The following is a 26,253-nucleotide window of genomic DNA, read 5'->3' as shown; positions in this document are numbered from 1 at the left end:
CTTTCCATACTGCTTCATACTTCTTCAAAAATTTAAAGCCAGAACAATCCTTGAAGCACGCTCAGCACGGTCAACAAAGCCGCCTCCAGCAACTCATTCATGGCACCATACGTGTCCCCGGTTAGACCGCCCAGCCGTTCACTGATCCGGACAGCCACGAATCGGCCGATATAATAACACGCCACAGGCAGTATAATAACCGCCGACATCGGGTATAGCCACCATGGCAGGGTTCCCAGACCACTCACCATCGCATCTGCAATCCCCATATCCGGCTTGAAAAGCCACACCGCGGCAAACGTAACTGCCCCTGCGATCAAGGTAAGCCCCACGGCTGAGCTGCGTGCTCGCTGGACTTCCTTCCGCTCACCGAGACCTTTGAACAATACGGCAAGTCCATCATCTCCACGCGCATTCGGCCAGGCCGACATGGCATACACCATGAACCAGCGACTCCAGATCATGGGCAGGATCAGCAGCGCACCGTACGTCCAGTTGCCCCGGGCAATAAAATCGGCGATCAGCGCAGCCTTCATCATGAGCAGCAACACACAGGCAATGACTCCCATGGCGCCCACTCGGCTGTCTTTCATAATCTCCAACATCCGTTCACGGGTACGATAACTGAGCAAGCCATCTGCCGTATCCATCCATCCGTCAAGATGGAGCCCTCCGGTGAGCCATACCCATATCGTCAGGGTCAGGACGGCAGCCGGAAAGGCAGGAAGCACTGCACCGCTTAAGGCTCCCAAGAGCCAGACACACAGACCGATTGCAGCACCGACCAGCGGATAAAAGACAACACTTTCCCGCAGCAGCGGCGGGACAAAATCGATTTGCATTTTGACAGGAAAACGGGACAAGAATTGAAAAGCGGCTACCGCCGCATGTTTGCGCTGAGGAGCAGGCGTGCCATCCGTCATAAGCGATACTCCTTGCTTTTCAGTTCAGTCGCAATGCCTACGGTCACCAGAAACACTTCACCGCATATCGCCGCAATGCGCTGATTCAGTACACCGGCCAAATCCCGATATTTCCTGCCAAGGGCATACTCCGGTACGATTCCGTCCCCCACTTCATTTGTAACCAGAACCAATAAACCGGGATAGGCTCGGATCGCTTCAACCAGCGCGTCCAAATGTCCCTGTAACACCTGCTTCTCGTCATGCTCATGTGCTAACAAAACATTCGTCAGCCACAACGTCAGGCAATCCACCAGAATGGTGGGTGCAGAAGTACCTGTATGCCCTTCACCCATGCGGCTTATCAAAGCAGGCAGATGTATCGGCTCTTCCATCGTATGCCACAGATATCCCGATGCCTCGCGCTGATGCTGATGCATGGCGATACGCTCACGCATCTCGTCATCGTACGCCTGAGCTGTCGCCACATACCAGGCCTCCGAGGAACGCTGCATGCAGAGACGTTCAGCAAAGGAGCTTTTGCCACTGCGTGCGCCGCCCGTCACCAGTACACTCATCGGGAACTCTCTCCTTGCAGGGATGAATCAACCGACGCAGCGGAATCTGGAGCGTGGCTTGTCCCATCCGTGACACCCGCGCTTGCAAAGGTCGCCATTTCGTTCAGAATAAGGCATGCTGCGTCAATCAGATGAAGGCTAAGCACGCCACCTGTGCCTTCACCCAGGCGCATGTCCAGATCCAGCATCGATTTCAGGTCCAGTTCACGCAGCAGCGCTCCATGTCCATTTTCATGTGAAGTATGAGAAGCGATCATATAGGCTGTACTTAGAGGTGCAAGTTGTCTTGCAACCAGCGCTGCCGCGGTAGAGATGAACCCGTCTACAACGACCGGGCAACGATGAGCAGCAGCTGCGAGGATAACCCCAGTGAGGCCAGCAATCTCCAGTCCCCCCACCTTGCACAGAACATCCAGTGCATCTTCCGGGTTCGGAGCGTTTACGCTAAGCGCCCGGCTGACTACAGCAGCCTTGCGCTGCAAGCCTGCATCATCAATGCCGGTTCCTCTTCCTACGGCCGCAGCTGGTGCAACTCCGGTTAACGCGCTCATTACCGCAGCACTTGCGGTGGTGTTGCCGATTCCCATCTCCCCGGTGACAAATAGCTGTGTTCCCTTCCCCACCTCTGCCGATACAACTTCGGCTCCTGCAAGGATAGCCCGAACGGCCTCATCCCGGGTCATCGCTGCGCTTCGGGCCATGTTGGCCGTGCCTTTGCGAATTTTACGGGAAAGCAGGTCCGGATGTTCAAGATCGGCATTCACACCGATATCCACACAGATCACATCAGCACCTGCGTGACGTGCAAGCACATTCACGGCTGCACCTCCAGCCAGGAAATTCAGGACCATCTGCGGGGTCACTTCAGCGGGAAAAGCACTGATGCCTTCTTCCACTACGCCGTGATCTGCCGCCATGACAATGACCGCCCTGTGATCAAAACGCGGACGTGCATTGCCCGTCATACCTGCCAGGCGGATCACCAGCTCTTCCAATTTGCCCAGACTCCCGGGCGGCTTCGTTAACGAATCCACGTGCGCAGAAGTTTCTGCCGCCACTTCCTGGTCAGGAGCGGTAATCTTTTTCGTTAATTGCTCCAACACCTGTTCATTATTCATACAACCAGCACTTCCTTCATCAAAATATGGGTTGCCCCGCCTTCCTTTAATCAATGTCCCGTCGCAGCAACAGTTGAGGTATGGCATGGTCGGGGTGAGAGACAATCGCGGGTTTGACGCGAAAGATATCCTGGATATTCTCCTCATTGATCAACGTATGAGGCGTGCCCTTTCCAACCGCCATGCCCTCACGCAGCGCCAGAATGTGATCGCAAAATAATGCGGCCAGATTCAGATCATGCAGTACAGCCACAATCGTAATGTTCGTTCTCTGTCGCCAGGCCGATAACAATTCCATGAATTGCAATTGATATTTAATATCGAGAAACGTGGTCGGCTCGTCCAGCAGCAACAACCGTGGCTCCTGAGCCATAACTTTGGCTAGTGCGACCCGCTGCCGTTGCCCGCCGCTGAGTGCATCCAGCGGTCTGTCCGCCAGCTCTGTCAATCCCAGGTCTTCAAGCACCCTGTCTACCACAAGTGCCCCGTCACCCGTTTCCCGCCCCAGCCAGTTCTGGTATGGATATCGTCCCATCTCCACTACGTCTCGTACGGGATAGGAGATGGCTGGCAAGCCGTCCTGCTGCAGTACAGCGATCATGCGCGACAGGTCCTTACGGCTATATGAGCCGATCTCTCGACCATCGATATGGATCTGACCTTCGCTTAACTGTTCCGTTCCGGCAATAAGCTGGATCAGAGTGGACTTGCCGCTGCCGTTTGGACCGACAACTCCCCACCAGTCACCCTCGCCAACATGCCAGTCTACACTACGCAATGCCTGGTGATTACCATATGACTTTCCTGCTCCCTTAATCGAAATAAGGGAAGACGAGTTAGAGTTGGGACTGGAGTTGGGACCTGTACTGGAAGCCGCAACCTTGCCCCGAAGAAGTCGATTCGTCCTGCGCTCCTTCTCTTCACTCATGGCATCATCCCCCTCTGCAACTTTTTGTTCCGGTGCAGCAGGTAAGCAAAGAACGGTGCACCAACAAAGGCGGTGACCACCCCGAGCGGAATTTCAGTTGGAGCCAGCAACGACCTTGCGATGGTATCGGCCCACACCATGAAGATCGCTCCACCAATGGCTGATAAAGGTACCAGCAGTCGGTAATCCGGCCCCACCAGCAGCCGCAACATATGCGGGATCACCAATCCAACGAATCCGATGACACCTGATACCGAGACAGCCCCAGCGGTCAGCAGTGTACCGACAGCCAGCACGGACAACTTAAGCCGGTCCACTCCGATCCCGATATGTGCCGCTTGACGTTCTCCCAGTGCAAGCACATTCAACGAGCGCGCGCGGCTCCAGAGAAAGATTAATCCCAGCAGAAAATATGGGAAAAGGATGGCCGTATACGACCACCCGCGTAATGCCAGACTTCCCATCGTCCAGTATATAATTTCATTAATCGTCTGTTTCGACATGGTCGACAGGAAGGAAACAACTGCGCCCAGGAAACTTTGCATGACCACACCAGCCAGAATAAGGCTGTGTGTTGGTATTTTACGCCCTTCACGAGCCAGTGCCATCACAAACCATAACGTGATTACACCCGTCAAAAATGCAATCAAAGGTAACGTCCAGATTCCAATCAATGCATACTGCAATCCGAAGAAAATCAGGAAAGCAGCCCCCACCGACGCACCGGATGATACACCGAGTGTAAACGGATCGGCCAGCGGATTACGCAGTACACCCTGGAAGCCCGCACCCGCAATAGCCAGTGAAGCACCCACGAGCACAGCAAGCAGTACGCGCGGAAAACGGACTTTCCAGATAATCTGTTCGGCCGCCTTATTCCAATCCGGTGTAATCCAGTCGCCCACCCAGGGAATTTTGTGAATCAGGATGCCTGCAATATCCCGAATCGGCAAAGCTACTGAACCAATGCCCGTGCAGATGAGCACGGTGAGCACCAGCAGCACCATGCCCGTCGTTCCGAACAGGATCAGCTTTTTACTCATTGGAACAAGTCAGGGTAGATCGCTTTGGCTACTTCTTTCAACCCTTGAGTTACCCGTGGACCCGGACGGCTCAGCAGGTTGGCATCCAGGCCAATAACCGCGTCATTTTTCACAGCCGTAATTTGATCCCAGCCGCTGCGCGCCTTGATGATCTGATCCAGTGTTTTGGAGTTCTCGTCAATCACATCGTTGGCGTACAGGATCACATCAGGGTTGGAGGCAATGACATTTTCCTCATTAATTTCGTACCAACCCTCTTTGTCCGAAGCAATATTGGTACCGCCGGCTACCGTAATGAGTTCATCCATAAATTCACCTTTACCTACAGTCCAGCCTGGGGAGAATTCAACGTATACGTTTTTCTTCTCTTCCGGTTTAACGGCCTTCACCGCTTCGGTTACATCCGTCACGTCCTGTTTCATCTGAGTGATGATTTCTTGTGCTTTTTCCTGATGATCGGTAATTTTACCGAAGGTTTCGATATTGTTCATTACATCGTCAATGGATTTAGGATCCGTTTTGAAAATGGTAATACCCAGTTCGCGCAACTTCTTCACCGCATCCTCGCTCATCGAGATACCTGTGAAGACAATGTCGGCCTCTGCGGCAATGATCGACTCTTCATTGGGCTTGGTGATCCCGCCCATTTTAGCTTTCGTTGTTGCTGCTTCCGGATAATCGTCATAGTCGGATACTCCAACGATTTGATCGTCCAATCCAAGAGCAAACAGGGATTCCGTCTCAGCCGGAGACACGGATACGATTTTGACCGGTGCCTTTTCAAAGGTAAACGATTCACCCGTTGCATCCGTAACGGTCAGTGGATATTGTGTTTTGAGGTCCGTCTGCGCCTGACCTTGGGACTGCTCCTGTGCTGGTTGCTGTGAAGAACCTGTGTCCTCATTCGTTGTTGCATTGCCACATCCGGCCAAAGCCAGTGCGAGTGCCGCTGCACTAAGCAGGGACGCTACGCTTTTCCAATTTTTGAAATTCATTCTGTTATTCTCCCCTTCTCTATCTGTACTATTTTCTTGCATTGTGCCAAACTTTTACTTCCCATGCCTTGGTGTTCCTTTACAAGTTAAACCCATCAATTTTACACAAATCCACTCCGATTGCAGTACCATCTTCCGATCGCTGTTATCCCCAGATTTTTTTGATTCCTTTTTCGAAAGGGAAAATCCGGGGATAAAGGCGAACACTCCGTTTCTTCAGATCGGTTCTGCATTCTTCGTTAACGTGTAAAAGTTCGGTTTTCCTTACATGAACAATAAAAAATCCCCAATCCTTACGTCCAGGATCAGGGATGACGTCTCGCATATGGCGATCTGTACATGTTCAACCAAGGGTTGTCCATGCGCATAGAATAGCCCGAAACGCTGTCCTTTCCTCGAAGGAACACCGGTTTGTACGTCCAGGGCAGGTAACCTGACTTACAGGAATCATCCTGTTTTACAGTGGCGGGACCGTGCCGGATTTGCACCGGCTTCCCCATTTCACCCTTGTGTGTTTCACAACTCGTACTAATCTGCCATGAAAAACAGCCTTCACACGCGGGACCCTTGGTCGCTGATATGGTAAATCATTGCGGTGTAATTTTTGCATGTTACGTACTCGTTCAGGCTTCATCGCCTGCAAGCTATCTGTATCCATGCTGACGTCACACTTCTGTTGTGATTATAGGGTATATTGTACATCCTTACAACCCGATCGGTGGAAAAGTCACTCTGCTGCCAGTCCATTGATTCCCCTGTCGATCAAGCTGAACCTGAATCGCCTGTCCCGGTACGATATGCGTATCCCAGAATTCAAGCCCGGCAATCAGACGGGACAAGGCATAGCGAATGACACCGCCATGCGTAACCACAACTATGGTTGGCACTTGTCCCTCATCAACATGAATTGCAGGCCGCCCCTCCAATAACATCTCTTGGAGAAATGAATCCAACCGTCCGGTAAAATTCTGCCACGATTCACCCCCGGGCGGAGTGACCTCCTGCGGCGCATCAATCCAGTTTCGGTACACAGGGTTATCCTTGAGCTGATCATACGTCAGACCTTCCCACTGTCCAAAATCATTCTCGCGCAGGCGCGAGTCGAACTTCACCTGCCCGATGGCATCAGGAAGAATCTGTTCCAACGTCTGCCGGCAGCGCAGCAGATCACTGCAATATACCTCGTGCCACGAAACAACGCTCAATTGTTCATGAAGATTAGCCAGTTCTTCTTTGGCATCTGGCAGCAGACCAATGTCGGTATGCCCCAGGTATCTTTTTTCCACATTCCACAGCGTTGTCCCGTGACGGACCCACAGAATGTTTCGTTTCACTGAGCCGGGTTGGTCCGTATGTACATCCTTGTCTGCATTCCCTGTATTCCCTTCATTTACGGCCATAATAGCGTCCCTCCTGCCAGCCACACACCCAGCGTTATGAACACACACAGTACCACAAAAGCCCCTGCGGACCAGAACATCAGGCGTGATGTTCGCACAATATCCTCGGCTTCCATTGGCCGTGTGGCCTCACCCATGTAGGCACGAAACGAAGCAACTCCGTGATACACGTTATGTCCGCCAAGCCGGATGCCCAATGCTCCAGCCACCGCTGATTCGGGAAAACCGCTATTCGGGCTTGGATGCAGTCTCGCATCCCGTGCGACCATGCGTGCTGCTCCTCTGGCATTCATCTTCATGAACCAGGCACCCACAATTAACAGAATCGCGGTCAACCGGGCAGGTATCCAGTTCGCCACATCATCCAGACGGGCCGAGGCCCATCCAAGATGCAGATACTTGTCATTTTTATATCCGACCATGGAATCCAGCGTGTTGACTGCACGATAAGTCATGGCTAGCGGAGCGCCTCCAATGAGCGCATAGAATAACGGTGATACAATGGCATCCACGATATTTTCGGCAACCGTCTCTACCGTTCCCCGCACAACCTCCGGTTCATCCAGATGCGCCGTATCACGTCCTACAATCATGCCCAGTGAACGTCTGGCCGCCGGCCAATCCTGCTGCTTCAGATGACGATACACTTCCATACCTGCATCCTTCAGCCCTTTTGAAGCAATGGTCGTTGCAATGAGCACCACTTCAGCTGCCGCTGCAATGACAGGATGAATCAGCCCAAGCACATATACGAGTCCCCACGTGATGGCAAAAGAACCCCCCGCAATCACAATCGGAAACAACAGCCCTGCTCTCTTCAGCCCCGAATCTGTGTTCACACGCGAACGAATGACACGCTCCAACGCCGAGATGCCTTTTCCCATGCCAATTACCGGGTGGGGAATCCAGCGTGGATCTCCGATACATCGGTCCAGCAGGTATGCTAGTATAATAATCCAGGCTCCCGCCATGCCTGTCCAGAACGACCAGGTCCATAGATGCTCCACCTCAAAAGTCATTTGTGCCTGATCCTCTCTTTCCATAACAGTCCGGCCCGAAGGCTCTCCGTCACCGTGTCGTATACCAATCTGCCAATCGCCTCCCCTGCCGTAGTCGCTGTCCCGGCATAAGTAATCATCGGCCGAGGTTTTTCAACCTCCTGGCTTACCGCAATCACAATGGCATCAGTTGTGGTGCCAGTGGCGGGCAAGCCGTTCTCCGAATCCGGAATACCCGCATCCGCCAGCGCGGCCGCTTTGGCTTCCACCGCTGTCTGTATTGCATTCACCATCGCCCCGGTGGTCATGCATCCATTCAACCAGAGCATGATGTTGATTGTACCCGGGACATAAGGAGGAATCGTTAGATTCCGTGCTGAAGGGGCAGAAAACTCCATGTCGGAAGGCATGATCTTATTTCCTGCTGTATCAAATACCGTTCTCTCCGAACCCGCGCGTGCTGCATTCGATATACCCGCAGTGGTGCAGCACAGAAGACCAAATTCATCACTTGTATATTCCTGAATGGAGGTATGCTCCAGCCTTACGGCTGTCAATAATCCTGCACACAGATCCCGCGGCTCATGCCATTCGTTCAGTCCTTGTTCGATATCACGAGGCGGATCATCACAGCGGTAATGCCTGTCCACATAGATATTAAATATGCGATCCAGTTCAAGCATCCCGCCGCCGTAAACCGCACTCGACAACGCTTGGGCAGCCCTTGGGCTCTGCGCTTTAATATGTCGTTCATGTGCAGATATGTTCAGTCCCGGCCAGGAAGAGGCCACATATTCATTCTCGCCTGTTTCTCCATTCGCAAAGTAGCTATAAAACGGGAGTGTCACTTCCGCATCCCTCCCTGTTCCTGTTCCGAATCTTTCGCCTTCTCCTGCTGACTTGATTCATGAATCGAAGACTGATCGACATTCTGATATCCCTTGGTTTCCAGCGCGCTGCCCAGCACTTCGAGTAATGTGGCATTGGCGTCTGCATCCTTGACCGCGAAACGTACATACCCTTCGTCAAGCCCCGGATACATGGCACAGCTGCGAATCAGGATACCCCTCTGGCCCAGCTCCTCCTGTATTGATGCTGCTGTCCAAGGGACTGGCACACGTGCCAAAATAAAGTTCGCCTCTCCCGGTGTCACCGCACATCCATGCGCCTGCAGTCCTGCGATGAGATGCTCCCGTTCCCGCGTGATCTGTGCAATGGTCTCCTGTTCGTACTGTTCTCCACTGCGCAGACAAGCTTCACCTGCCATGAGTGCCAGACCGTTGACACTCCACGTCACCTGCTTATTCGTCATCGCCTGGATGTATTCCGCACGGCCCAAAGCATATCCAAGTCGCAAGCCCGGAATGGCATAAAACTTCGTCATCGACCGAATGATGATCACATTGGGATAGTCATTCAGATGTGCTGCCAGGGACTGGCGCCGGGCTACCGGAATAAAATCGATAAATGCCTCGTCAATGACGAGTACAGTTCCTGTTCTTTCCGCTTTGCGGGCAAGCCTTTGCAATACCTCAAGCGGATATTGTACACCGTTCGGATTGTTCGGCTGACCGAGGAAGAGCAAGTCTACCTCTTCCATGAGTTGCTCGATGTCCTCCGGTTCCGCCCGCCACGCCAGCTCTTCTCTGCCTTCTGTATGCACAACCTCGGCACCGAATTGTCGTGCCAACGCACGGTACTCCGAGAATCCCGGTTCCACCGTACCAACCTTGCGCGGGGCAAGCCCCAGCAAAATGAGTGCCATACTTTCGGCTGCACCGTTGCCCACGGAAATCTGCTCCTGCATCACACCAAGACGCTCGCTCAACAGTGCCTTGAATCCCCGATGCGCCGGATCAGGATACCGAATCACCGACTGCAATCCTTGCTGTACAGCCTCCAGCACCCCTATGGGCGGACCGAGTGGATTAATGTTGGCGCTGAAATCCAGAAAATCAGCGGCTTCCCTTCCAAATCGCGACGCAGCCGTCTCCACGTCCCCGCCATGTCCGAACACTTCGATATAACCGGTCATTCTTCCGTCATCCTTTCTGTATGTCCTTTTTATTATGGATGGCACGGGAGGTGTGGGTCAATCCTGTTTTCTTTGTGTCCCAACCATAATTCGTTTACAATAGAAGAGGAATTTCGGTTCCTTTTGATATACAAGGTTCACTACATAAGGGACTAGCAATCCCTCACATACATTAATGGAGGAATGACCATGCTGTTTGTAGACAACCAGGGCATTACAGATCCTTCTGTAAACCTTGCGATTGAGGAGTACATTCTGAAACATCTGCCGATGGAGGATGACAGCTATCTGCTGTTCTACATCAACCGTCCGTCGATCATCATCGGAAAGCATCAAAATACGATTGAAGAAATTAATATCGAGTACGTTCAGGATAACGGTGTGCAGGTGGTTCGTCGTCTTTCGGGAGGCGGAGCGGTATATCACGATCTGGGCAACCTGAATTTCAGTTTTATTACAGCCGATGACGGTCAGTCCTTCCACAATTTCCGCAAGTTTACCCAGCCTGTAGTTGAAGCTTTGCAAGAGCTTGGTGTAAATGCCGAGTTGACCGGGCGTAATGATCTGCAAGTGGGCGAAAAGAAAATCTCGGGTAATGCCCAGTTTTCCACACGTGGGCGTATGTTCAGTCATGGTACATTGATGTTTGATCTGAATCTGGAGCATGTTCAGGCTTCCCTGAACGTCAATCCCGAGAAATTCAAATCCAAGAGCACCAAATCCGTGCGCAGCCGCGTCGCCAACATACGGGATCTGATTGACACCAACCTGACGATTGAGCAGTTCCGTGATGAGCTTTTGCGTCACATTTTCAGAATGGAGCCACAAGACGTCCCTCAATACAAGCTGACTGACAAAGACTGGGACAAAATCAAGGAAATCTCCGCTGAGCGTTATAACAACTGGGACTGGAACTATGGCTTGTCTCCGGAAAGCAATGTGAAGCACACTCGCAAATTCCCTGTCGGCATCATCGATCTGCGCATGAACATCAAGGATGGACGCATCGAAGATATCAAAATCTTCGGCGACTTCTTCGGTGTAGGCGATGTAGCGGATATCGAAAATATGCTGCGCGGCAAGCGGTATGAAGAAACCGAGGTGCGTACTGCACTTGAGGGGCTGGATGTAAAACATTACTTCGGCAACCTTGAGCTGGAAGACTTTATTGGCCTTGTTTTCCTGGAAGAGTAGGTATATAAGTTCAACCCAAGAATGTTTACACCTGCCACTCCGATGACAGAATAACCTTCCGATCGCTGTTATCCCCAGATTTTTTTGATTCCCTTATTCGAAAGGGAAAATACGATGATAAAGGCGAACGCTCTGCTTCTTCAGGTTTTTTCTGTCCTCTCCGTTCTCGTGTAAAACGTTCATATTGAACTGATATAGACAAAGTTGGGTATAGATACAGAAAAAAAGGAGAGAAACACACAGATGACCTACAAATTAATCGCAATCGACATTGATGACACCCTGATCAACGACAACAAGGAAGTTACCCCTGCTACACAGACTGCACTGGAACAAGCGGTTGCCCATGGTGTAACTGTAACGCTGGCGACTGGACGTGCTTATGCTTCCGCACAAGCGCTTGCTCGTCAAACCGGACTTAACGTGCCAATCATTACGTATCAAGGCGCTTTGGTGAAAAACCTGCTGGACGAAAAAGTACTTTATGAGCGTTACGTTCCACAGGAAGCTTCCCGCAAATTGTATGATTACTGCCTGGAGAATAATCTCCACCTTCAAACATACATTGATGACAAGCTGTATGCCCGTGAGGAAAACGACAAGCTGCGTGATTATGCCAAATTAAACGGCACCCAATATTATATCGAATCTGATTTCATCAAAGTCATCGAACAAAAAACACCGAAACTGCTTATTATCGATGAGCCAGACTACTTGGATAAGGTTGCCGTTGACTTGCGTGAATTGCTCGGACCTCAAGTGCATATCACCAAGTCCAAACCTTACTTCCTCGAGATTATGCACAATGAAGGAACTAAAGGCCACGCCCTTACTTTCCTGGCAGACCACTTTGGTCACCAACTAAGCGAGTGCATTGCTATCGGCGACTCCTGGAATGACCATGAGATGCTTGAAGTTGCTGGTCTTGGTGTAGCGATGGGGAATGCCATCCCTGCGTTGAAAGAGCTGGCAGACTACATTACGGCAAGTAATAACGAAGACGGCGTAAAAGAGGTTATCGAGAAGTTTGTATTGAACGCAGAGTAAGAATCTCAGAAAAGCGCATTTTGCATAATGTGTCTGGTCCGAAAACAAAACAAACAGCCCTCCACAGCGATAACTCGCTTGTGCAGGGCTGTTTTAATGGTCAGAAATAACTTGCACTTTATAGATGTTGCAGTCACTCTTGCTTAGTGTTTTCCATACCTGTACTTCTCTTCGAATTCATGATCTCGTTCCCTGATCTCCTGCATCATCGTACTCTTCGGAAGTTCAGAAACGAAAACAGTCAGTAACAGTAAAGCCCCCACCAGAAATAACAGGATGGCCAGTATAAATCCAACCCAGCCATGTGTTTCAGACATAGCTGCAAAATACTGCCCCCACGTATCGGACCAAACCATCACGCTTGGGATGTGTATAACGGTCGCAATATGAATCGCACTATACAATATGATACCTGCAAATAACAATATAGCTCCAAGTTTTTGTCTTTTACCCATAATTCTTTCCTCATTCCTTCATGCCTGAACAAAATTACATGAAACCTATTTTACCACATTTTTGGAATTTGGAACCAACAAATTTGTACGTCCACCACGTTTTAACCAACCCATCACCTTCTCATTCATTGCCAGCAGACCTGAGACGACCAGGGCCACACCGATCCACGTAATCCAGCTGACATGTTCACCATAGACTACAGCGCCAAGCCCTACGGCAATGGGCGGGGAGATATACAGCCAGGTTGCCGGGAACAACGGATTCGTGCGAGACATGATCCAGTAGAACAGACTATGCCCAACCATCGAGCCAATTACAGTCAAATATATCACGGAAGATACAGCAGGAACCCAATCCAAAGCGGACATGTTCCAGGATTCCGTCACCGCTGAGAGCAAGCTTAACAACAGTCCCCCATACATCATCTGTACTGCGTTGATCGCGACAGGGTTCGCTTCTTTGAACTGATTAATAACCTTTTTGGAGTACAATGCACCTGCTGAATAACAGACTTCCCCCACCAGTACGGCAATACAGCCCCACATGAACAGGGAACCCGCACCAAGCGATACACCAGGCAGCACAACCAGAACCACACCGGTGAAACCGATCAGGCAGCCTGTAATCATGCGCGCAGATGTTTTTTGCCGTAACAGCGCCGTCTGCATCAACATAATCATAAGCGGCCCTGTCGCTGACAGAATGGCACCAACCCCCGAGCTCACATGCTGTTCAGCCCAATATAATGTGGCAAAGGTGCCGAAGGTCAGACCTGCTCCCGTCAGCAACATCTCCTTGCGGAACAGGAGGGACCAACTCACTTTGCCCTTCATCCACATCCATGCAAACATTAGCGCTCCCGCGATTACAAATCGCAGTCCGGCAGACAGAAAAGGCGGCATGCCTGCCTCCACTCCAATTTTAATAGCCAAAAACGTTGTACCGAAAATAAGACACATGACCGTAAATGCAATCCCCACCATGATAACCACTCCTTTATCTGTTCTTCATCATATCTCATGGTCTATAGAACAGAATGAATAAAACAGAACAGTTGTCGCCTATTAGCTGTTACAATAGAGTTCAAAAGGAGTGTGAGCCGGATGGGCAAAACCTTGATGATGACAGATAACAGCCTGAAATTATATGAGCAAGTCATCCATTATCTCGTTGTGCGTATAGAAGCGGGAGAGTGGGCCGAACATGAAAAACTGCCATCTGTACGAAGCCTGTCCGAGCTACTCGGCGTACATCGTCTGACCGTTTTCAAAGCCTATCAGGAGTTAAAGGAACGTGGGAATGTCTATGTGAAGGACAAGTCCGGCTATTATGTCAGTCCAGCAACTCCATTCTCAGTAACAGATCAGGCGGATGACCCCGCCGTGTCTGCCTGGTTGCATTGGGACTCCCTCGCACATGTACAATCGCTTGAAGCCGAATTCCAGTTTTCCAAATCATTGATTGATCCCGCCCTGCTTCCCAATCGATATTGGGGGGAACTGATGCGCGATCTGCTGGATCAATATCCACGTCTGCTCGGAACGTACTCCACGATTCAGGGAGATCTGGAATTACGCAGTGCCCTGGCAAGCCATCTGACAACCAAGGAACGCTTCTACCTCTCCGCAGACGAGGTGTTAATTACATCGGGTGCCCAGCAAGCGATCGATGTCATCTCGCGGACGTTGGTCAAACCCGGGGATCGGGTCTTGATGGAACGGCCTACATATGGACCGGCAATGGAGATTTTCCGCAAACAAGGTGCCCGGCTCGTCTTCACGGACATTCATCCTGGGGGTTATGATCTGGAGCAGATCGAACATCTGATGAAGAGTGAGAAGCCACGCCTCTTTTACATGACACCGACCTTTCAGAATCCAACTGGCATGAATGTTCCAGTAGAACAACGCAAGCAGTTACCCGAACTTGCAGAACAGTATGGATGTTTCCTGCTTGAAGACGACAGCACCTATGATATCTATTTTAAGGAGAAACCTCCGGCACCCATTTTCACCTACGACACCACTGGGCACACCCTGTACATTCGCAGTTATAGCAAGTATGTTGCACCCGGGCTGCGGATTGCAGCCATCCTATGCCGTCAGCGTTTCATGCCAGGATTACAGGCAGTAAAATCACTGACAGATAACGGATCACCTCTCCTGAACCAGAAGCTTTTTCTCCGTTATTTTCAGTCAGAACGTATGCATCAGCATCTGTCCAAGCTACGGACCGCCATCCAGCTTCGAATGGAAGTGATGGAACAGTGTCTGCTGGAAACAGACTGGACGTGGACCCGCCCCGAGGGCGGACTTAACTTTTGGGTGGAGCTTCCGAGGGGTGTGGATACCGGAAGACTGCTTCACCGATGCATGGAACAATCCGTTGCTTTTGTACCCGGAACCGTATTCGATTCTTCGGATAATTCAGCCAGTCGCAAACTGCGTCTGTCCTTCTCTTATGCGCATGAGCAGCAGATTCGGGAAGGCATGGGCAGACTCATTACGCTGGCCAAAGAAATGTAAGGTTGGTTAGCAATCGAAAAAGCCCGAAAGGTCACATGACCTTCCGGGCTATTGTTATGAATTGGATATGACTTTATCCACCAATCCATATTCGACTGCTTCAGCAGCGGTCAGGAAATAGTCTCGATCCGAGTCCTTCTCAATCCGCTCAATCGACTGTCCTGTATGGTTGGCGAGCAGTTGGTTAAGGCGATGGCGATGCTCAATGATGCGGTTAGCATGAATCAACATATCCGCTGCCTGACCCCGAGTACCACCGAGCGGTTGATGGATCATGATCTCACTGTTCGGCAGTGCCATGCGTTTCCCTTTGGCACCACCCACCAGCAATATTGCACCAAAGCTTGCTGCCATACCCGTACAGATCGTCGAAACATCCGGTTTCACGAACTGCATGGTATCATAGATGGAGAAACCTGCTGTCACCGATCCGCCGGGACAATTGATGTACATCTGAATATCCTTCTCCGGGTCCTCTGCAGTCAAAAATAATAACTGGGCCACAATGGCATTCGCCATCTGATCCTCAATCTCCCCGGATACCATAATGATCCGGTCTTTAAGCAAACGTGAATAAATATCATAACTCCGCTCACCGCGAGCGGTCTGTTCCACTACATAGGGTACTACATTCATGTGTGTCGCCTCCTTGGTTTAGGCAACCATGTTGACCGTGTACCCACCTCCATACGACATCGCATTCGTTCCGGAAGCGGCGTACCCGTACATCACTGGCTGCATGGATGAAGACGGCAGAGTCTGCTGCAAAATGCTACCCGCCACAGCCATCGGATCATCCGTCCGATTCAGGCATAGATCAATGATGCGAGCGGTATCTCCCGTGCGGAATGCCAGCAGATAACTGCGCAATTCCTCCCGATGATTTTCCACTGCGCCTTCCTCATACTGTGATTCTGTGTCCGATTGTTCCAACCCGTGCCTCACTTCAGCTATGGAAGAGCGGGCTCGACTTAACGCTGCTTTCACAGCGCCTTCTGTCGTATCCAACATTTCTGCAGTCTCTGCCGCCTTGTAACCCATTAATTCACGTAATACATATATCACTCGCTGCCACGGTGGTAGCTTATCTATTAGGAGTTGAACGGCAGACTCCAATTCCTCGAATCGGCTTTCTTCCTCCATTTCGTGCAGGAGCGGCTTCAAGCTATCCAGTTTACAGACCAATCTCTCACGCTGACGTAAGATATCAATCCAGCTGTTGCGTGCAATACGGATCAGATAAGCTTCCCAATTCATGTCTTTATTCATCCCGGAAGATCCAACCTCACTCGACGACAATACTTTGAGACAGGTCTCCTGAACCAGATCCTCCGTCTCTTGAACTGATTTCGTCAGCGATAAACAATACGCATACAACGAACCCATCAGATCGGGTAATCGCGTATGAATGCTTTGGTTCAATTGGTTTGTTCCAGCGGTACCACCGGATTCAATATGGGATTTATCTGGTTTACCATCATCATGTGGTCTGTTGATCCTGCAATCCACGGACTTCACAAAGGCCATCTTGGGGGCCCCCCTTTGCTGGTTCCTGATTGATTTTGACTTACACTATGTAAACGAAGAACCTCCTCCAAAGGATACGCTCTTCTCCATTTATTTTTATTACAATGCCTCAAGTCGAGTTACGCATTCGTTTCAAACTATAAGGTTCCAAGCGGCACCTTCATCCCGGTAAGGGCAATCGTAATGCCTTGATCCAGATTATAATTCTGCCTTACATCAACATCATGAGACATATGTGTAAAATAGGTATGACCCGGTTTCAGTTCCCGCAGCAGCTCCTGCGCCTCGCGCATATCATACACGGAACGTGTTGAGAATTCCGCAAGTTCATGCACAAAGCTTGTTCCGAGCACCAACAGATCCAATCCATGTAACGGCTCTTTCTCGGATGTTTTCAGGTCAATGGCATCTGAACAATACGCCCAACGATAGCCTTCCCGATCCAATCGATATGCGTACGAATACCCGTTATGTCCATGACATACTTTCCAGGAACGCACCTTCCACCCACTAAGTTCAATACCATCATCCGTTTCAAGAAAGTCCATATGACGCCCCAACCATGGAAACTGTCCCTGAATGGTAGCAATCACTTCACGCGGTGCATACAAACGTCCCTTTACCCCCAACCAGCGGCATGCATCCGCCCATTCCGGTAATCCGCCAATATGGTCAAAATGAGCATGAGTGATGAGCAGCGTATGCACCATACGCAATCCCTGATCCTCCATCTGTGATCTCCAGTCCGGTCCGCAATCGATCATGAACTGTTCACTCGCACCATCGCCACCACAGTCAATCAGAACAGAGGAACGTTTCCGTTTATTCTCTCCCGTAAGCCTTGCCTCTGTACATACTTCGCAATCACAATACACACGTGGAACGCCCATCGCATCGCCAGTGCCCAGAAATGTTAGCTGATTCAATCCGCATTCCCCCTGAATTAATGATATGTAAATTGTAATCGTCCACCCCTGTTTTTGCAAAAATAAGACCATCCCGCTGCAGTTCTCACTGCAATTCGGGACAGCCCATGGTCTGACCGTTCACCGTCAGACTTTAATTCCATGCTTCGCTCCATTCGGGAGCGTACGCTTCGTCAGCATGTGGTGCAACCTTATAAGCCGGTCATCCGCATGAAGATCAGGCCTTACCTTTTAATCAGGCCACGACCGATTAATTCGAGTCATACTCGGCGCTGGAACTACACCAGTGCCCGCAGCTTTAGTGTCAATTCCTTACCCGCAGGTACATCCTTCGAACACGTAATCACCCAGTTCGACGCAAGCCGCTTCGCCAGTACCTCTGCCTGCTCCGGTTTCAACTGTAATCCGGTGACGATTCCTTCACCCACTGTGAAGTCTCTCTCTTGCTGTACCTTAAAGGCCTTTTCCAACCAGATTCCGAGTCCACCACGCGTGTTAAAGGTAATCCGGTATCCATCTTTTACTGCTGCCTCCAGATTTTCACCATGCTCATCCGCATACGAGAAAAATTCGTTATATCGGTATTCCTCTTCAGACACGGCGTCAAAAGCGGAAACGTCTTTGGCTTGAATGGCTTTTAATATTTCTTCCTCAGGCATCCCCTTACCGCGGGCCTGCTCCAGTCGAATTGCTGTACTTTGGGATAATTTGATCTCTGAACTCATTCAACTCACACCTTCCTGCAGATACTATGTAACCATCATGATTGAGTATACCTCTATTATATCCTTTTGGCAGTAAAAAACCTCCATCTCTACTTCCATTGAAATGAAGGTTTAGTATCACCAAATTCCGTTACTTATTCGATTGCATCAAATACGCATATCATATTCCCGCAAGCACTTGATACCACACGCCGCGTTTGGAATACAACGTACTGCGTACCTCGTCCCATCCCCCTAGATAGTTAATATCAAATAGCCCTTCTGGCGTTGGGAATGTGGACTCCGTCTGTGCAAATACATCCGGATCTACTGAACGAAAACCATGCTTGGCAAAAATACGCTGCGCTTCTGGTGTACGCAGATATGCGACAAAGGCTTCTGCCAGTTCGCGATTCCCATGTTTGTCGGCATATTTATTCACTACAACTGCCGGGTTCTCAATCAGGATCGTATTTTTCGGAATGACAATGTCATAATCTACACCTTTCGCGATCCGGGCAAGCAATTCATTTTCATACGTGACGATTACATCACCGACACCATATTCGAATGCCGCCATCGAAGAACGACCACTCTTGTCCAATGATTCAACGTTACGATGTACCTGTTCGAGAAAAGCCTTGGCTGCGGCAGGATCTTTCTTCCCCTCTTGCTCCTCCGACAGTTTCAATCCAGCACCGTAAATGGCATTAATGTCCCATTGTGCGCCCCCGGATGTCTTTGGATTGGGGTACAATACCTTCACACCAGGCTTCGTTAAATCCTGAAAATCACGAATCCCCAGCGGGTTGCCTGCTCTTGTTCCCAGAACAACAATCGAACGAGTAATCATGCCTTCATTAGGGGTCTGTTTCCAATCGGAGCTAACCAGATCGGCTTTGACCAGCTTGTCGATATCACTCTCCATCGCGAGCAAGGCTACATCAGCCTCGAATCCACCAACGATGGCTCTTGCCTGTGTACCCGAAGCTTCATAGGACTCCTGGAAGTTGATCGTCTGTCCGGTCTTCGCCTTCCACTCCTCCTGGAACTTGGGCAGCAATTCGCCTACAGCGTCTTTCGCTACACTATAAGCACCAATCACCAGCGTATTGGATGAATCGTTACCAGCGGGCCCGTTCTGTTCGCTTGACTCCTCCTGCTTGCTGCATCCAGCGGTCATGCAGACGAGCAGAAGCATGAGGGCAACATATAAAAGGTTGATTTTCTTCTTCCTCGTCTGCATGGGCAGCCCCTTTCTTCTACTTGATCTAAATCATCACCGGCATCGGATCTTCCTTCAGTCGGTTCTCAACCACCCAACTGTTGGAGTCATTGAACAGGTATGCACGGTGTACAAGAACGCGAATTTGTTGACCGATCTCCAAGGTCGTTTTCTCCAGGGAACGATATGTGATTAACTTGTGCCCCTGTACGTCCACCTCTACCATCCATTGACTGCCGCGGAAATGAAGATGTTTGACTGTCCCTTTTTCTGTTGCAGACAGCATCGTGAATTCGTTCTTTAAGCCGATCTCAATATACTCTGGTCGAATAAGCGCTTTGGTGTGTTCACCCTCAACGGCATGTTCGAATCCTTTCAACTGGGAAGCATCCTCCACAACTGTAGATTCCCCGATAAATGTAGCAACAAATGGTGTCTGCGGGTTTTTGTAGATATCCCAAGGTGTCCCCTTCTGTTCCAGACGACCCTGGCTGATAATCATAATCTCGTCCGCCACTTCAATCGCTTCATCCTGGTCATGCGTCACAAAGATCGAAGTGATTCCCACTCGCTCGATGAGCTCCCGCAACCATGAACGCAGTTCCTGACGGATCTTGGCATCAATAGCCGCGAACGGTTCATCCAGCAATAACAGTTGCGGCTCCGGGGCGAGTGCTCTGGCAAATGCCACACGCTGACGCTGCCCACCAGACAACTGATGTGGATAGCGCTGTTCGAAACCTTTTAACCCGGTCAGTTCAACCAATTCCATAACCCGATCACGGATCTGGGCTTTTGGCGTCTTCTTGACCTTGAGTCCAAAAGCAATATTCTCAAATACCGTCATATGTTTGAACAGAGCATAGTTCTGGAATACAAATCCGATTCCACGCTCCTGTGGAGGCAGATGATTGACCACTTTTCCGTGAAAGCGAATCTCTCCGGAACCCGGATTCTCCAGTCCCGCAAGCATCCGCAGAATGGACGTCTTCCCACCTCCGCTGGGTCCAAGCAGACCGATTAGATGGCCTTTGGCAATATCGAATGAGACATCTTTTACCGCATGAAAATCACCGAAATGTTTGTTCAGATCACGGACTTCTACATGCATATCAATGCACTTCCTTTCGCTTCTTGGCCCATTCCATCATGAGCAGCAGCCCGACGGAGAAGGTGACCAGCACCAATGCCACACCATTTGCAGCAGCAACATTAAAATTCTCAACATCCTGATACACCAGCGTTGTTGCTGTCTGCGTTTTGTTCATGATATTACCGGATACAACCAGCACTGCACCGAATTCCCCAAGCGAGCGCGCAACTGTCAAGACAAGACCATACACCACTGCCCAGCGGATCGAAGGCCATGTCACACTCCAGAATGTTCTCCAGCCGTAGGCACCCAGTGTCGATGCGGCCTCCTCTTGCTGTGAACCGAGTTCCTGCAGGACAGGCATAACCTCTCTGACCATCAGTGGAAAAGTAACAAATAACGTTGCGATCACCATACCCGGGAAGGCGTAGACCACATTGAATCCAATCCCTTCAAAGAACGCGCCCATAATGCTGTTGGGTCCCAACATCAATACAATCATCAAACCGCCAATGACAGGAGATACGGCATAAGGCAGGTCTACAATGCTGTTCAGCAGTCCTTTTATCCGTTCACTCAGCCATCCGGCACGAACCAGATACAGAGCCATCATGATGCCAAACAATGTATTTAACAGGGTGACTACCAGGACCACCAGTCCGGTCATCATCAAAGCGTGTAACGCCTCAGGACGCATCAGCCCTTTCAGGAATCCACCTGCCCCGTCTTCAAATGCGCCAATAAAAATGCGTCCAAGCGGGATGATCAACAGTACAATAAATACCGCAAACGTCAATCCGATTAAGAGTCGTCTCATCGTCTTCTCCCCCGCATCTGCACCAGATTGATCAGCCAGAGGATCAGGAAGGAGAGCGTCAGGAGCAACACGGATACAGCAGCGGCTCCCGTTGGATTATCACTTTCAATCTCCCCGTAGATAAATACGGAAGCAGTCAGTGTTCTTCCCGGAATGTTACCAGCCACCAACACGACTGCCCCGAATTCAGCCAGTCCTCTGGAGAAAGCCAACATTCCCCCACTGATCATGCCAGGTGCCATGGACGGCAGAATAACCTGCATGAACGTGCGAGCCTTGGATGCCCCCATCGTGTACGAGGCCTCTTCCTCGGAAGGATCGATTTCTTCCAGCAAAGGCTGCACTGCACGGATCACAAACGGAAACGTGACAAAGGTCATCGCGATAACAATGGCGGGCTGATGAAATACAATCTCAAATCCCATGGATTCTGCCAGTTTCCCGATGGCACTGACCGGACCCAAAAGCAGCATAATCATCAAGCCGCCCACCGCTGTTGGCAGTGCAAACGGGAGATCAACCAGACTGTTAAGAAACGATCGGCCCACGAATCGATACCTTGTCAACACCCAGGCGATCATCGTGCCCAGCACCACATTAATCAGTGTGGCTATCACGGCCAGCCGAATCGTCAGCAGCACGGCTTTCCATGCGATTGGATCCATGATGCTCTGGGCGAAGTTGCTCCATCCCTCAGAGAAGGAGTTGACGTACACACCGATGATTGGAAGTACAATAAGTACGATAAAATATAATAATACAGTACTGCGGAATCCCCAAGTCCATCCCTTATGACGAAGAACGGTATTCATTGCTGCGTTCCCTCCCAGCCTCCGGCTTAAGTTCCGGACGGCAGTCTTCCTGGCTTCAATACGACATTTTTCCTAAGTTGGATGATATTACTTTAACATTATTCCCATTAGTCTACTTGGTTTTGCTTTTCTGATACTTTACCAGTTTGCAGTGCTAATCGTCAATGCTTTTATTGAATATAATTGGGCCACATATGAGATTAATTAATAAAAATTGCACTGTACACTGCGCGGCCAGAACAACCTTTCGATCACTGTTATCCCCAGATTTCTTTATTCCCCTTTATTAAAGGGGAAATCCTGTGATAAAGGTGAACTCTTTCGCTTCTTCAGGATATTTCTGTCCTCTCCGTTATCATGCATTTTCTATGATCAGAGTCATATGTGGTTTGTTTGGTATGTAGTGGTTAAGGTACAATCGAGGGTAAGAACAGAGATGATAAGGAGTGATTGAACATGTTATATACGAAGAATATATCCACTTCCACACGAGATGAAATGAAGGATATCACACGGGACGTGAAGCAGGTTGTCCAGAGTAGCGGGGTCCAGAATGGGACGGTTCTCATCTACTGTCCACATACGACAGCAGGTATTGCCATCAACGAAAATGCAGACCCCGATGTGAAACACGATGTCTTGTTGCGTCTGGACGAAGTGTACCCTTGGGAGCATCCCGAGTATCGACATGCCGAAGGCAACACAGCCTCTCACCTCAAATCAATCACAACAGGGCCATCACAGACGGTGATTATTCACGAGGGCAGGCTGCTGCTTGGCCGCTGGCAAGACATTTACTTTTGCGAATTTGACGGACCTCGTGAACGGGAATACTTTCTCAAAATCATGGAAGGCTAGCGTCAGTCCCACTAGAGGCCGACCTACTCATTCAAGTTTTGCAAACACAAACAGGCGGTCCACCCTCATTTCGGGTCGGAGCCGCCTGACTTGGTCTTTGGCGCGTACTAACTTTCGCGAGATAACGTTATAAAGAATTAAAGTTATGACAAATCACCGCCCTGAAGTGTAGGAGTGCAACAATTACGCCATTATTGGACGCCAGACTCAGGCTGCTGACCCAAATTGCGGCACAGCACTTTGACATGAGACAGCGCAGACGATTCAATCTCCACAAACGTTAAACGGTCCTGAATGTAATAAGAAATGAATCCGTGCATAGCCAAAAATAGCGTACGCGGTACCCTTTGAATATCCTCTTCCGTACAGTTCGCTTCATTCATATACTGCCTTATAATCGATGCAAACAATTCGAAGCAGCGTCCCTGTTCGGTACGACAATAAGACAACAGTTCTTCGTCCCTGATCATAAACATAATTTCGTATTGATATGGGTTCTCCAGACCAAAGCGAATAAACTCCATCATAATGTGCTCTACCTTGCTCACATCATCACGAACCGGCCTGACCATGGCCTGCAGCAGCAAATGCCCCAGATGATTGAAATCTTCAACCACGATGGCATAGAACAGCTCTGCCTTTTCCTTAAAGTGATAATACAGCGACCCATGACTATAGCCTAGATGCTGGCCGATGCTTCGCATCGAAATGGCGCGGTATCCTTTGGTAATAAAAAGGTGCCTCGCCGCCTCCAGTATCCGCTCCCTCGACAACTCCTGTTCGACTGCTCTTCTAGCCATATATTTTATTCCCCTTCAATAAAATAAAGCCGCTGTCCCTCCGTGATCCGGGATTGCCCTTGCGTCAAATCCGTGATCCAGGCTATAAAAGCCTCGGTTTCACTATCCGGCGGAAGACAAGTCAACGTAACCTTATCGGTGAATCCAGTTTCACCTGTACGGACTTCCCGGCTTCTTAACTCATTTTCCACTTTACCTAGCCACGTATAATCCAGTTCAACAAACACTTCACGATGCAGCACGTTGGTAATGGCTTCTCCGGCTTCAATGGCCGCTACAGCCCCATCCGTATAAGCCCGAATTAACCCACCGGCTCCAAGCATGATTCCCCCAAAGTATCGCGTAACCACAATTGCCACATTTTTTAATTTCTGATTCTTAATCACTTCAAGAATGGGTTTCCCTGCTGTTCCGCTGGGTTCCCCGTCATCGGATTGCTTCTGGATCTCGTCCCGCTCTCCAATCATGTACGCAGAGCAGTTATGAGTCGCATTCCAATGTTTTTTCTTGATCTCATCGATGAAGGCAACAGCCTCTTCCTCTGTCGTGACCGGCATAATATGACCGATAAATCGTGACTTCTTGATTACAATTTCCAGATTGCCCGGTCCTCGAACCGTGCGATAACGTTCAATCATCCTGAATCCAACTTTCTAATCGTTTCCTGAGTCCAACTTTTGTCTTTTTCCAAGTTCAATATTCCATTACCCCATTTTACAAGAAAGCAGTTCACCGCGCGAACGCGGACGAACTGCTCTGGTTATCTACATCCGGGAGCCATGCATCTTACATAAACAGTGATTCCCGGATCGATTAACATTATCTTATTCAACTATATGAGCAGACCGATGAATTATTCGGAAAGTCTCGCTTCGAGCGCTGCTTTCTCTTCTTCAAAGCCTGGTTTGCCCAGCAATGCGAACATATTTTTCTTGTAAGCTTCCACGCCTGGTTGGTCAAATGGATTGACGCCCAGCAAGTAGCCACTGATACCGCATGCTTTTTCAAAGAAGTATACCAGATATCCGAAAGAATATGGAGTCATATCTGGAATGTTCACAATCAGATTCGGTACTTGACCATCTGTATGTGCAAGCAGAGTTCCCTGGAACGCTTTTTTGTTAACAAAGTCCATCGTTTTGCCTTCAAGGAAGTTCAATCCATCCAGATCGTCCGGATCGGATTTGATGGAGATATGCTCTGCAACTTCAGTAACCTGAATAACCGTTTCGAAGATATTCCGGCTACCTTCCTGAATGAATTGCCCCATGGAGTGCAAGTCTGTAGAGAAATCAACAGACGCTGGATAGATTCCTTTGTAATCTTTACCTTCACTCTCTCCGAACAGTTGTTTCCACCACTCGGACACAAAGTGCAGGGATGGCTCATAGTTTACAAGAATCTCGGTGCCTTTGCCTTTGCGATACAATGCGTTACGAACAGCTGCATATTGATATGCCTCATTCTCAGCTACGTTCGGGTTGCTGTATTCCTTGGATGCGTCAGCTGCACCTTGCATCATTTCTTCGATGCTGATACCAGCTGCTGCGATTGGCAGCAAACCTACAGCCGTCAGAACGGAGTAACGTCCACCTACATCATCCGGGATAATGAAAGATTCATATCCTTCTGCATTCGCCAGTTCTTTCAATGCACCGCGCGCTTTGTCTGTTGTAGCATAGATACGTTTGCGTGCTTCTTCCTTACCATATTTCTCTTCCAGTGCTGCACGGAAGATACGGAAAGCAATGGCAGGTTCTGTTGTTGTACCGGATTTGGAGATGACATTTACGGAGAAATCTTTGCCTTCAACCAGATCCAGCAAATGAGTTACATATGTGGAACTGATATTGTTTCCTGCAAAATAGATTTCAGGGGTTTTGCGTTTGTCTTTTGGCAGATTGTTATAGAAGGAGTGTGTCAACATTTCAATCGCTGCACGTGCACCCAGGTATGATCCACCGATACCGATAACGATCAGTACTTCGGAATCGCTTTGGATTTTGGCAGCCGCTTTTTGAATGCGTGCAAACTCTTCTTTGTCATAAGCCGTTGGCAGGTCAATCCAGCCCAGATAATCGGAGCCTGTTCCTGTTCCGTTATGAAGCTGTTCGTGAGCCAGACGAATCGGTTCTGCGAAGTAGTCCACTTCGTGCTGATTTACAAATTGCAAAGCCGTGCTATAGTCAAATGTCACTTTTTTTGCCATGATCTCAAAAACCTCCTGATTTCGGTTATAGTCCGTATTTCATTCTAAACAACTTGCCTTAAG

The 26,253-nt window shown here is 49.7% G+C and carries 27 protein-coding genes and 1 riboswitch; of the genes, 4 read left to right on the top strand and 23 right to left on the bottom strand.

The genetic code is table 11. From position 1 onward, the window contains the following. Window positions 1-32: 32 nt before the first annotated feature. The 10 genes from cobS to cobD all read right to left on the bottom strand — a co-directional run bounded on the left by cobS (window position 33) and on the right by cobD (window position 9,997). Entirely contained in the window at window positions 33-923 is an 891-nt protein-coding gene (cobS, locus tag ACTHPG_RS02700) for an adenosylcobinamide-GDP ribazoletransferase (RefSeq protein WP_440387561.1), read from the bottom strand. Continuing rightward, entirely contained in the window at window positions 920-1,480 is a 561-nt protein-coding gene (cobU, locus tag ACTHPG_RS02695) for a bifunctional adenosylcobinamide kinase/adenosylcobinamide-phosphate guanylyltransferase (protein ID WP_440387560.1), read from the bottom strand. The genes cobS and cobU overlap by 4 nt, the downstream gene beginning before the upstream one ends. Next, a complete protein-coding gene (gene cobT / locus ACTHPG_RS02690; protein ID WP_440387558.1) occupies window positions 1,477-2,598 on the bottom strand; it encodes a nicotinate-nucleotide--dimethylbenzimidazole phosphoribosyltransferase in 1,122 nt (373 codons plus the stop codon). The genes cobU and cobT overlap by 4 nt, the downstream gene beginning before the upstream one ends. 46 nt (window positions 2,599-2,644) lie before the next feature. Continuing rightward, window positions 2,645-3,526: an ABC transporter ATP-binding protein gene (locus ACTHPG_RS02685; RefSeq protein ID WP_440387556.1), complete on the bottom strand. Its 882-nt coding sequence runs from the start codon at window positions 3,524-3,526 to the stop codon at window positions 2,645-2,647. Beyond that, window positions 3,523-4,569, bottom strand: a complete 1,047-nt coding sequence (locus ACTHPG_RS02680) for a FecCD family ABC transporter permease (protein ID WP_339303523.1) — start codon at window positions 4,567-4,569, stop codon at window positions 3,523-3,525. The genes ACTHPG_RS02685 and ACTHPG_RS02680 overlap by 4 nt, the downstream gene beginning before the upstream one ends. Then, window positions 4,566-5,564, bottom strand: a complete 999-nt coding sequence (locus ACTHPG_RS02675; RefSeq protein ID WP_440387553.1) for an ABC transporter substrate-binding protein — start codon at window positions 5,562-5,564, stop codon at window positions 4,566-4,568. Before ACTHPG_RS02675 ends, ACTHPG_RS02680 begins: the two co-directional genes overlap by 4 nt. 406 nt (window positions 5,565-5,970) lie before the next feature. Beyond that, window positions 5,971-6,088: riboswitch (cobalamin riboswitch) on the bottom strand. A 180-nt stretch (window positions 6,089-6,268) separates the two neighbouring features. After that, window positions 6,269-6,964 (bottom strand): histidine phosphatase family protein, encoded by a 696-nt coding sequence (locus ACTHPG_RS02670; protein ID WP_440387551.1) that lies wholly within the window; start codon window positions 6,962-6,964, stop codon window positions 6,269-6,271. Beyond that, window positions 6,955-7,935 carry an adenosylcobinamide-phosphate synthase CbiB gene (gene cbiB, locus ACTHPG_RS02665; RefSeq protein WP_440390101.1) on the bottom strand — a complete coding sequence of 327 codons (981 nt, stop codon included), beginning with the start codon at window positions 7,933-7,935 and terminating at the stop codon, window positions 6,955-6,957. Before cbiB ends, ACTHPG_RS02670 begins: the two co-directional genes overlap by 10 nt. A 44-nt stretch (window positions 7,936-7,979) precedes the next feature. Beyond that, window positions 7,980-8,810, bottom strand: coding sequence for an adenosylcobinamide amidohydrolase (locus ACTHPG_RS02660; protein WP_440387549.1), 831 nt, complete (start codon window positions 8,808-8,810; stop codon window positions 7,980-7,982). Then, complete coding sequence (cobD, locus tag ACTHPG_RS02655) at window positions 8,807-9,997, bottom strand: threonine-phosphate decarboxylase CobD (RefSeq protein WP_440387547.1); 1,191 nt, start codon at window positions 9,995-9,997, stop codon at window positions 8,807-8,809. Before cobD ends, ACTHPG_RS02660 begins: the two co-directional genes overlap by 4 nt. A 189-nt stretch (window positions 9,998-10,186) precedes the next feature. Here cobD and ACTHPG_RS02650 point away from each other — a divergent pair, with 189 nt between their 5' ends. Together ACTHPG_RS02650 and ACTHPG_RS02645 are read left to right on the top strand one after the other, a co-directional pair. Next, complete coding sequence (locus ACTHPG_RS02650) at window positions 10,187-11,191, top strand: lipoate--protein ligase (protein ID WP_440387545.1); 1,005 nt, start codon at window positions 10,187-10,189, stop codon at window positions 11,189-11,191. Window positions 11,192-11,434: 243 nt separating this feature from the next. Beyond that, window positions 11,435-12,238, top strand: coding sequence for a Cof-type HAD-IIB family hydrolase (locus ACTHPG_RS02645; protein WP_062833159.1), 804 nt, complete (start codon window positions 11,435-11,437; stop codon window positions 12,236-12,238). 143 nt (window positions 12,239-12,381) lie between these two features. Here ACTHPG_RS02645 and ACTHPG_RS02640 read toward each other — a convergent pair whose 3' ends face one another. After that, window positions 12,382-12,693, bottom strand: a complete 312-nt coding sequence (locus tag ACTHPG_RS02640; RefSeq protein ID WP_440387542.1) for a hypothetical protein — start codon at window positions 12,691-12,693, stop codon at window positions 12,382-12,384. A gap of 45 nt (window positions 12,694-12,738) precedes the next feature. Beyond that, a complete protein-coding gene (locus ACTHPG_RS02635) occupies window positions 12,739-13,677 on the bottom strand; it encodes a DMT family transporter (protein WP_440387540.1) in 939 nt (312 codons plus the stop codon). A gap of 120 nt (window positions 13,678-13,797) precedes the next feature. Between ACTHPG_RS02635 and ACTHPG_RS02630 the strand changes: the two genes are divergently transcribed. Continuing rightward, entirely contained in the window at window positions 13,798-15,219 is a 1,422-nt protein-coding gene (locus ACTHPG_RS02630; RefSeq protein ID WP_440387539.1) for a PLP-dependent aminotransferase family protein, read from the top strand. Between the two features lie 54 nt (window positions 15,220-15,273). On the opposite strand, the gene clpP is transcribed toward ACTHPG_RS02630, so the two are convergent. The 8 genes from clpP to cysT all read right to left on the bottom strand — a co-directional run bounded on the left by clpP (window position 15,274) and on the right by cysT (window position 22,323). Continuing rightward, entirely contained in the window at window positions 15,274-15,855 is a 582-nt protein-coding gene (gene clpP / locus ACTHPG_RS02625; RefSeq protein ID WP_440387537.1) for an ATP-dependent Clp endopeptidase proteolytic subunit ClpP, read from the bottom strand. An 18-nt stretch (window positions 15,856-15,873) separates the two neighbouring features. Next, the gene (locus ACTHPG_RS02620) at window positions 15,874-16,746 is read right to left on the bottom strand and encodes an RNA polymerase sigma factor (RefSeq protein ID WP_440387535.1); all 873 of its coding nucleotides are present in this window, start codon (window positions 16,744-16,746) and stop codon (window positions 15,874-15,876) included. A gap of 137 nt (window positions 16,747-16,883) precedes the next feature. Beyond that, on the bottom strand, window positions 16,884-17,672 hold the full coding sequence (locus tag ACTHPG_RS02615) for an MBL fold metallo-hydrolase (protein ID WP_440387533.1): 789 nt from the start codon (window positions 17,670-17,672) through the stop codon (window positions 16,884-16,886). Window positions 17,673-17,950: 278 nt separating this feature from the next. Continuing rightward, complete coding sequence (locus tag ACTHPG_RS02610) at window positions 17,951-18,397, bottom strand: hypothetical protein (RefSeq protein WP_440387531.1); 447 nt, start codon at window positions 18,395-18,397, stop codon at window positions 17,951-17,953. Window positions 18,398-18,557: 160 nt separating this feature from the next. After that, window positions 18,558-19,622 (bottom strand): sulfate ABC transporter substrate-binding protein, encoded by a 1,065-nt coding sequence (locus tag ACTHPG_RS02605; protein WP_440387529.1) that lies wholly within the window; start codon window positions 19,620-19,622, stop codon window positions 18,558-18,560. Window positions 19,623-19,647: 25 nt separating this feature from the next. Continuing rightward, entirely contained in the window at window positions 19,648-20,712 is a 1,065-nt protein-coding gene (locus ACTHPG_RS02600) for a sulfate/molybdate ABC transporter ATP-binding protein (protein ID WP_091015266.1), read from the bottom strand. A 1-nt stretch (window position 20,713) separates the two neighbouring features. Then, window positions 20,714-21,511, bottom strand: a complete 798-nt coding sequence (locus ACTHPG_RS02595; protein ID WP_017689977.1) for a sulfate ABC transporter permease subunit — start codon at window positions 21,509-21,511, stop codon at window positions 20,714-20,716. Next, complete coding sequence (gene cysT, locus ACTHPG_RS02590) at window positions 21,508-22,323, bottom strand: sulfate ABC transporter permease subunit CysT (RefSeq protein ID WP_145146488.1); 816 nt, start codon at window positions 22,321-22,323, stop codon at window positions 21,508-21,510. Before cysT ends, ACTHPG_RS02595 begins: the two co-directional genes overlap by 4 nt. Window positions 22,324-22,779: 456 nt before the next feature. On the opposite strand from cysT, the gene ACTHPG_RS02585 reads away from it, so the two are divergent. Then, window positions 22,780-23,181 (top strand): secondary thiamine-phosphate synthase enzyme YjbQ, encoded by a 402-nt coding sequence (locus ACTHPG_RS02585; protein ID WP_440387527.1) that lies wholly within the window; start codon window positions 22,780-22,782, stop codon window positions 23,179-23,181. A gap of 191 nt (window positions 23,182-23,372) precedes the next feature. On the opposite strand, the gene ACTHPG_RS02580 is transcribed toward ACTHPG_RS02585, so the two are convergent. The 3 genes from ACTHPG_RS02580 to ACTHPG_RS02570 form a co-directional block, all read right to left on the bottom strand. Next, window positions 23,373-23,981 (bottom strand): TetR/AcrR family transcriptional regulator, encoded by a 609-nt coding sequence (locus ACTHPG_RS02580; RefSeq protein ID WP_440387525.1) that lies wholly within the window; start codon window positions 23,979-23,981, stop codon window positions 23,373-23,375. A gap of 5 nt (window positions 23,982-23,986) precedes the next feature. Then, window positions 23,987-24,619: a YigZ family protein gene (locus tag ACTHPG_RS02575; protein ID WP_036669098.1), complete on the bottom strand. Its 633-nt coding sequence runs from the start codon at window positions 24,617-24,619 to the stop codon at window positions 23,987-23,989. A 215-nt stretch (window positions 24,620-24,834) separates the two neighbouring features. Continuing rightward, entirely contained in the window at window positions 24,835-26,190 is a 1,356-nt protein-coding gene (locus ACTHPG_RS02570) for a glucose-6-phosphate isomerase (protein WP_017689982.1), read from the bottom strand. Window positions 26,191-26,253 lie beyond the last annotated feature (63 nt).

This window comes from Paenibacillus sp. SAF-068 (assembly GCF_051967555.1).
Lineage (GTDB): Bacteria > Bacillota > Bacilli > Paenibacillales > Paenibacillaceae > Paenibacillus.
Note: the sequence above shows the minus strand (reverse complement) of the source record. Positions and strands in the feature narration are given on the sequence as shown.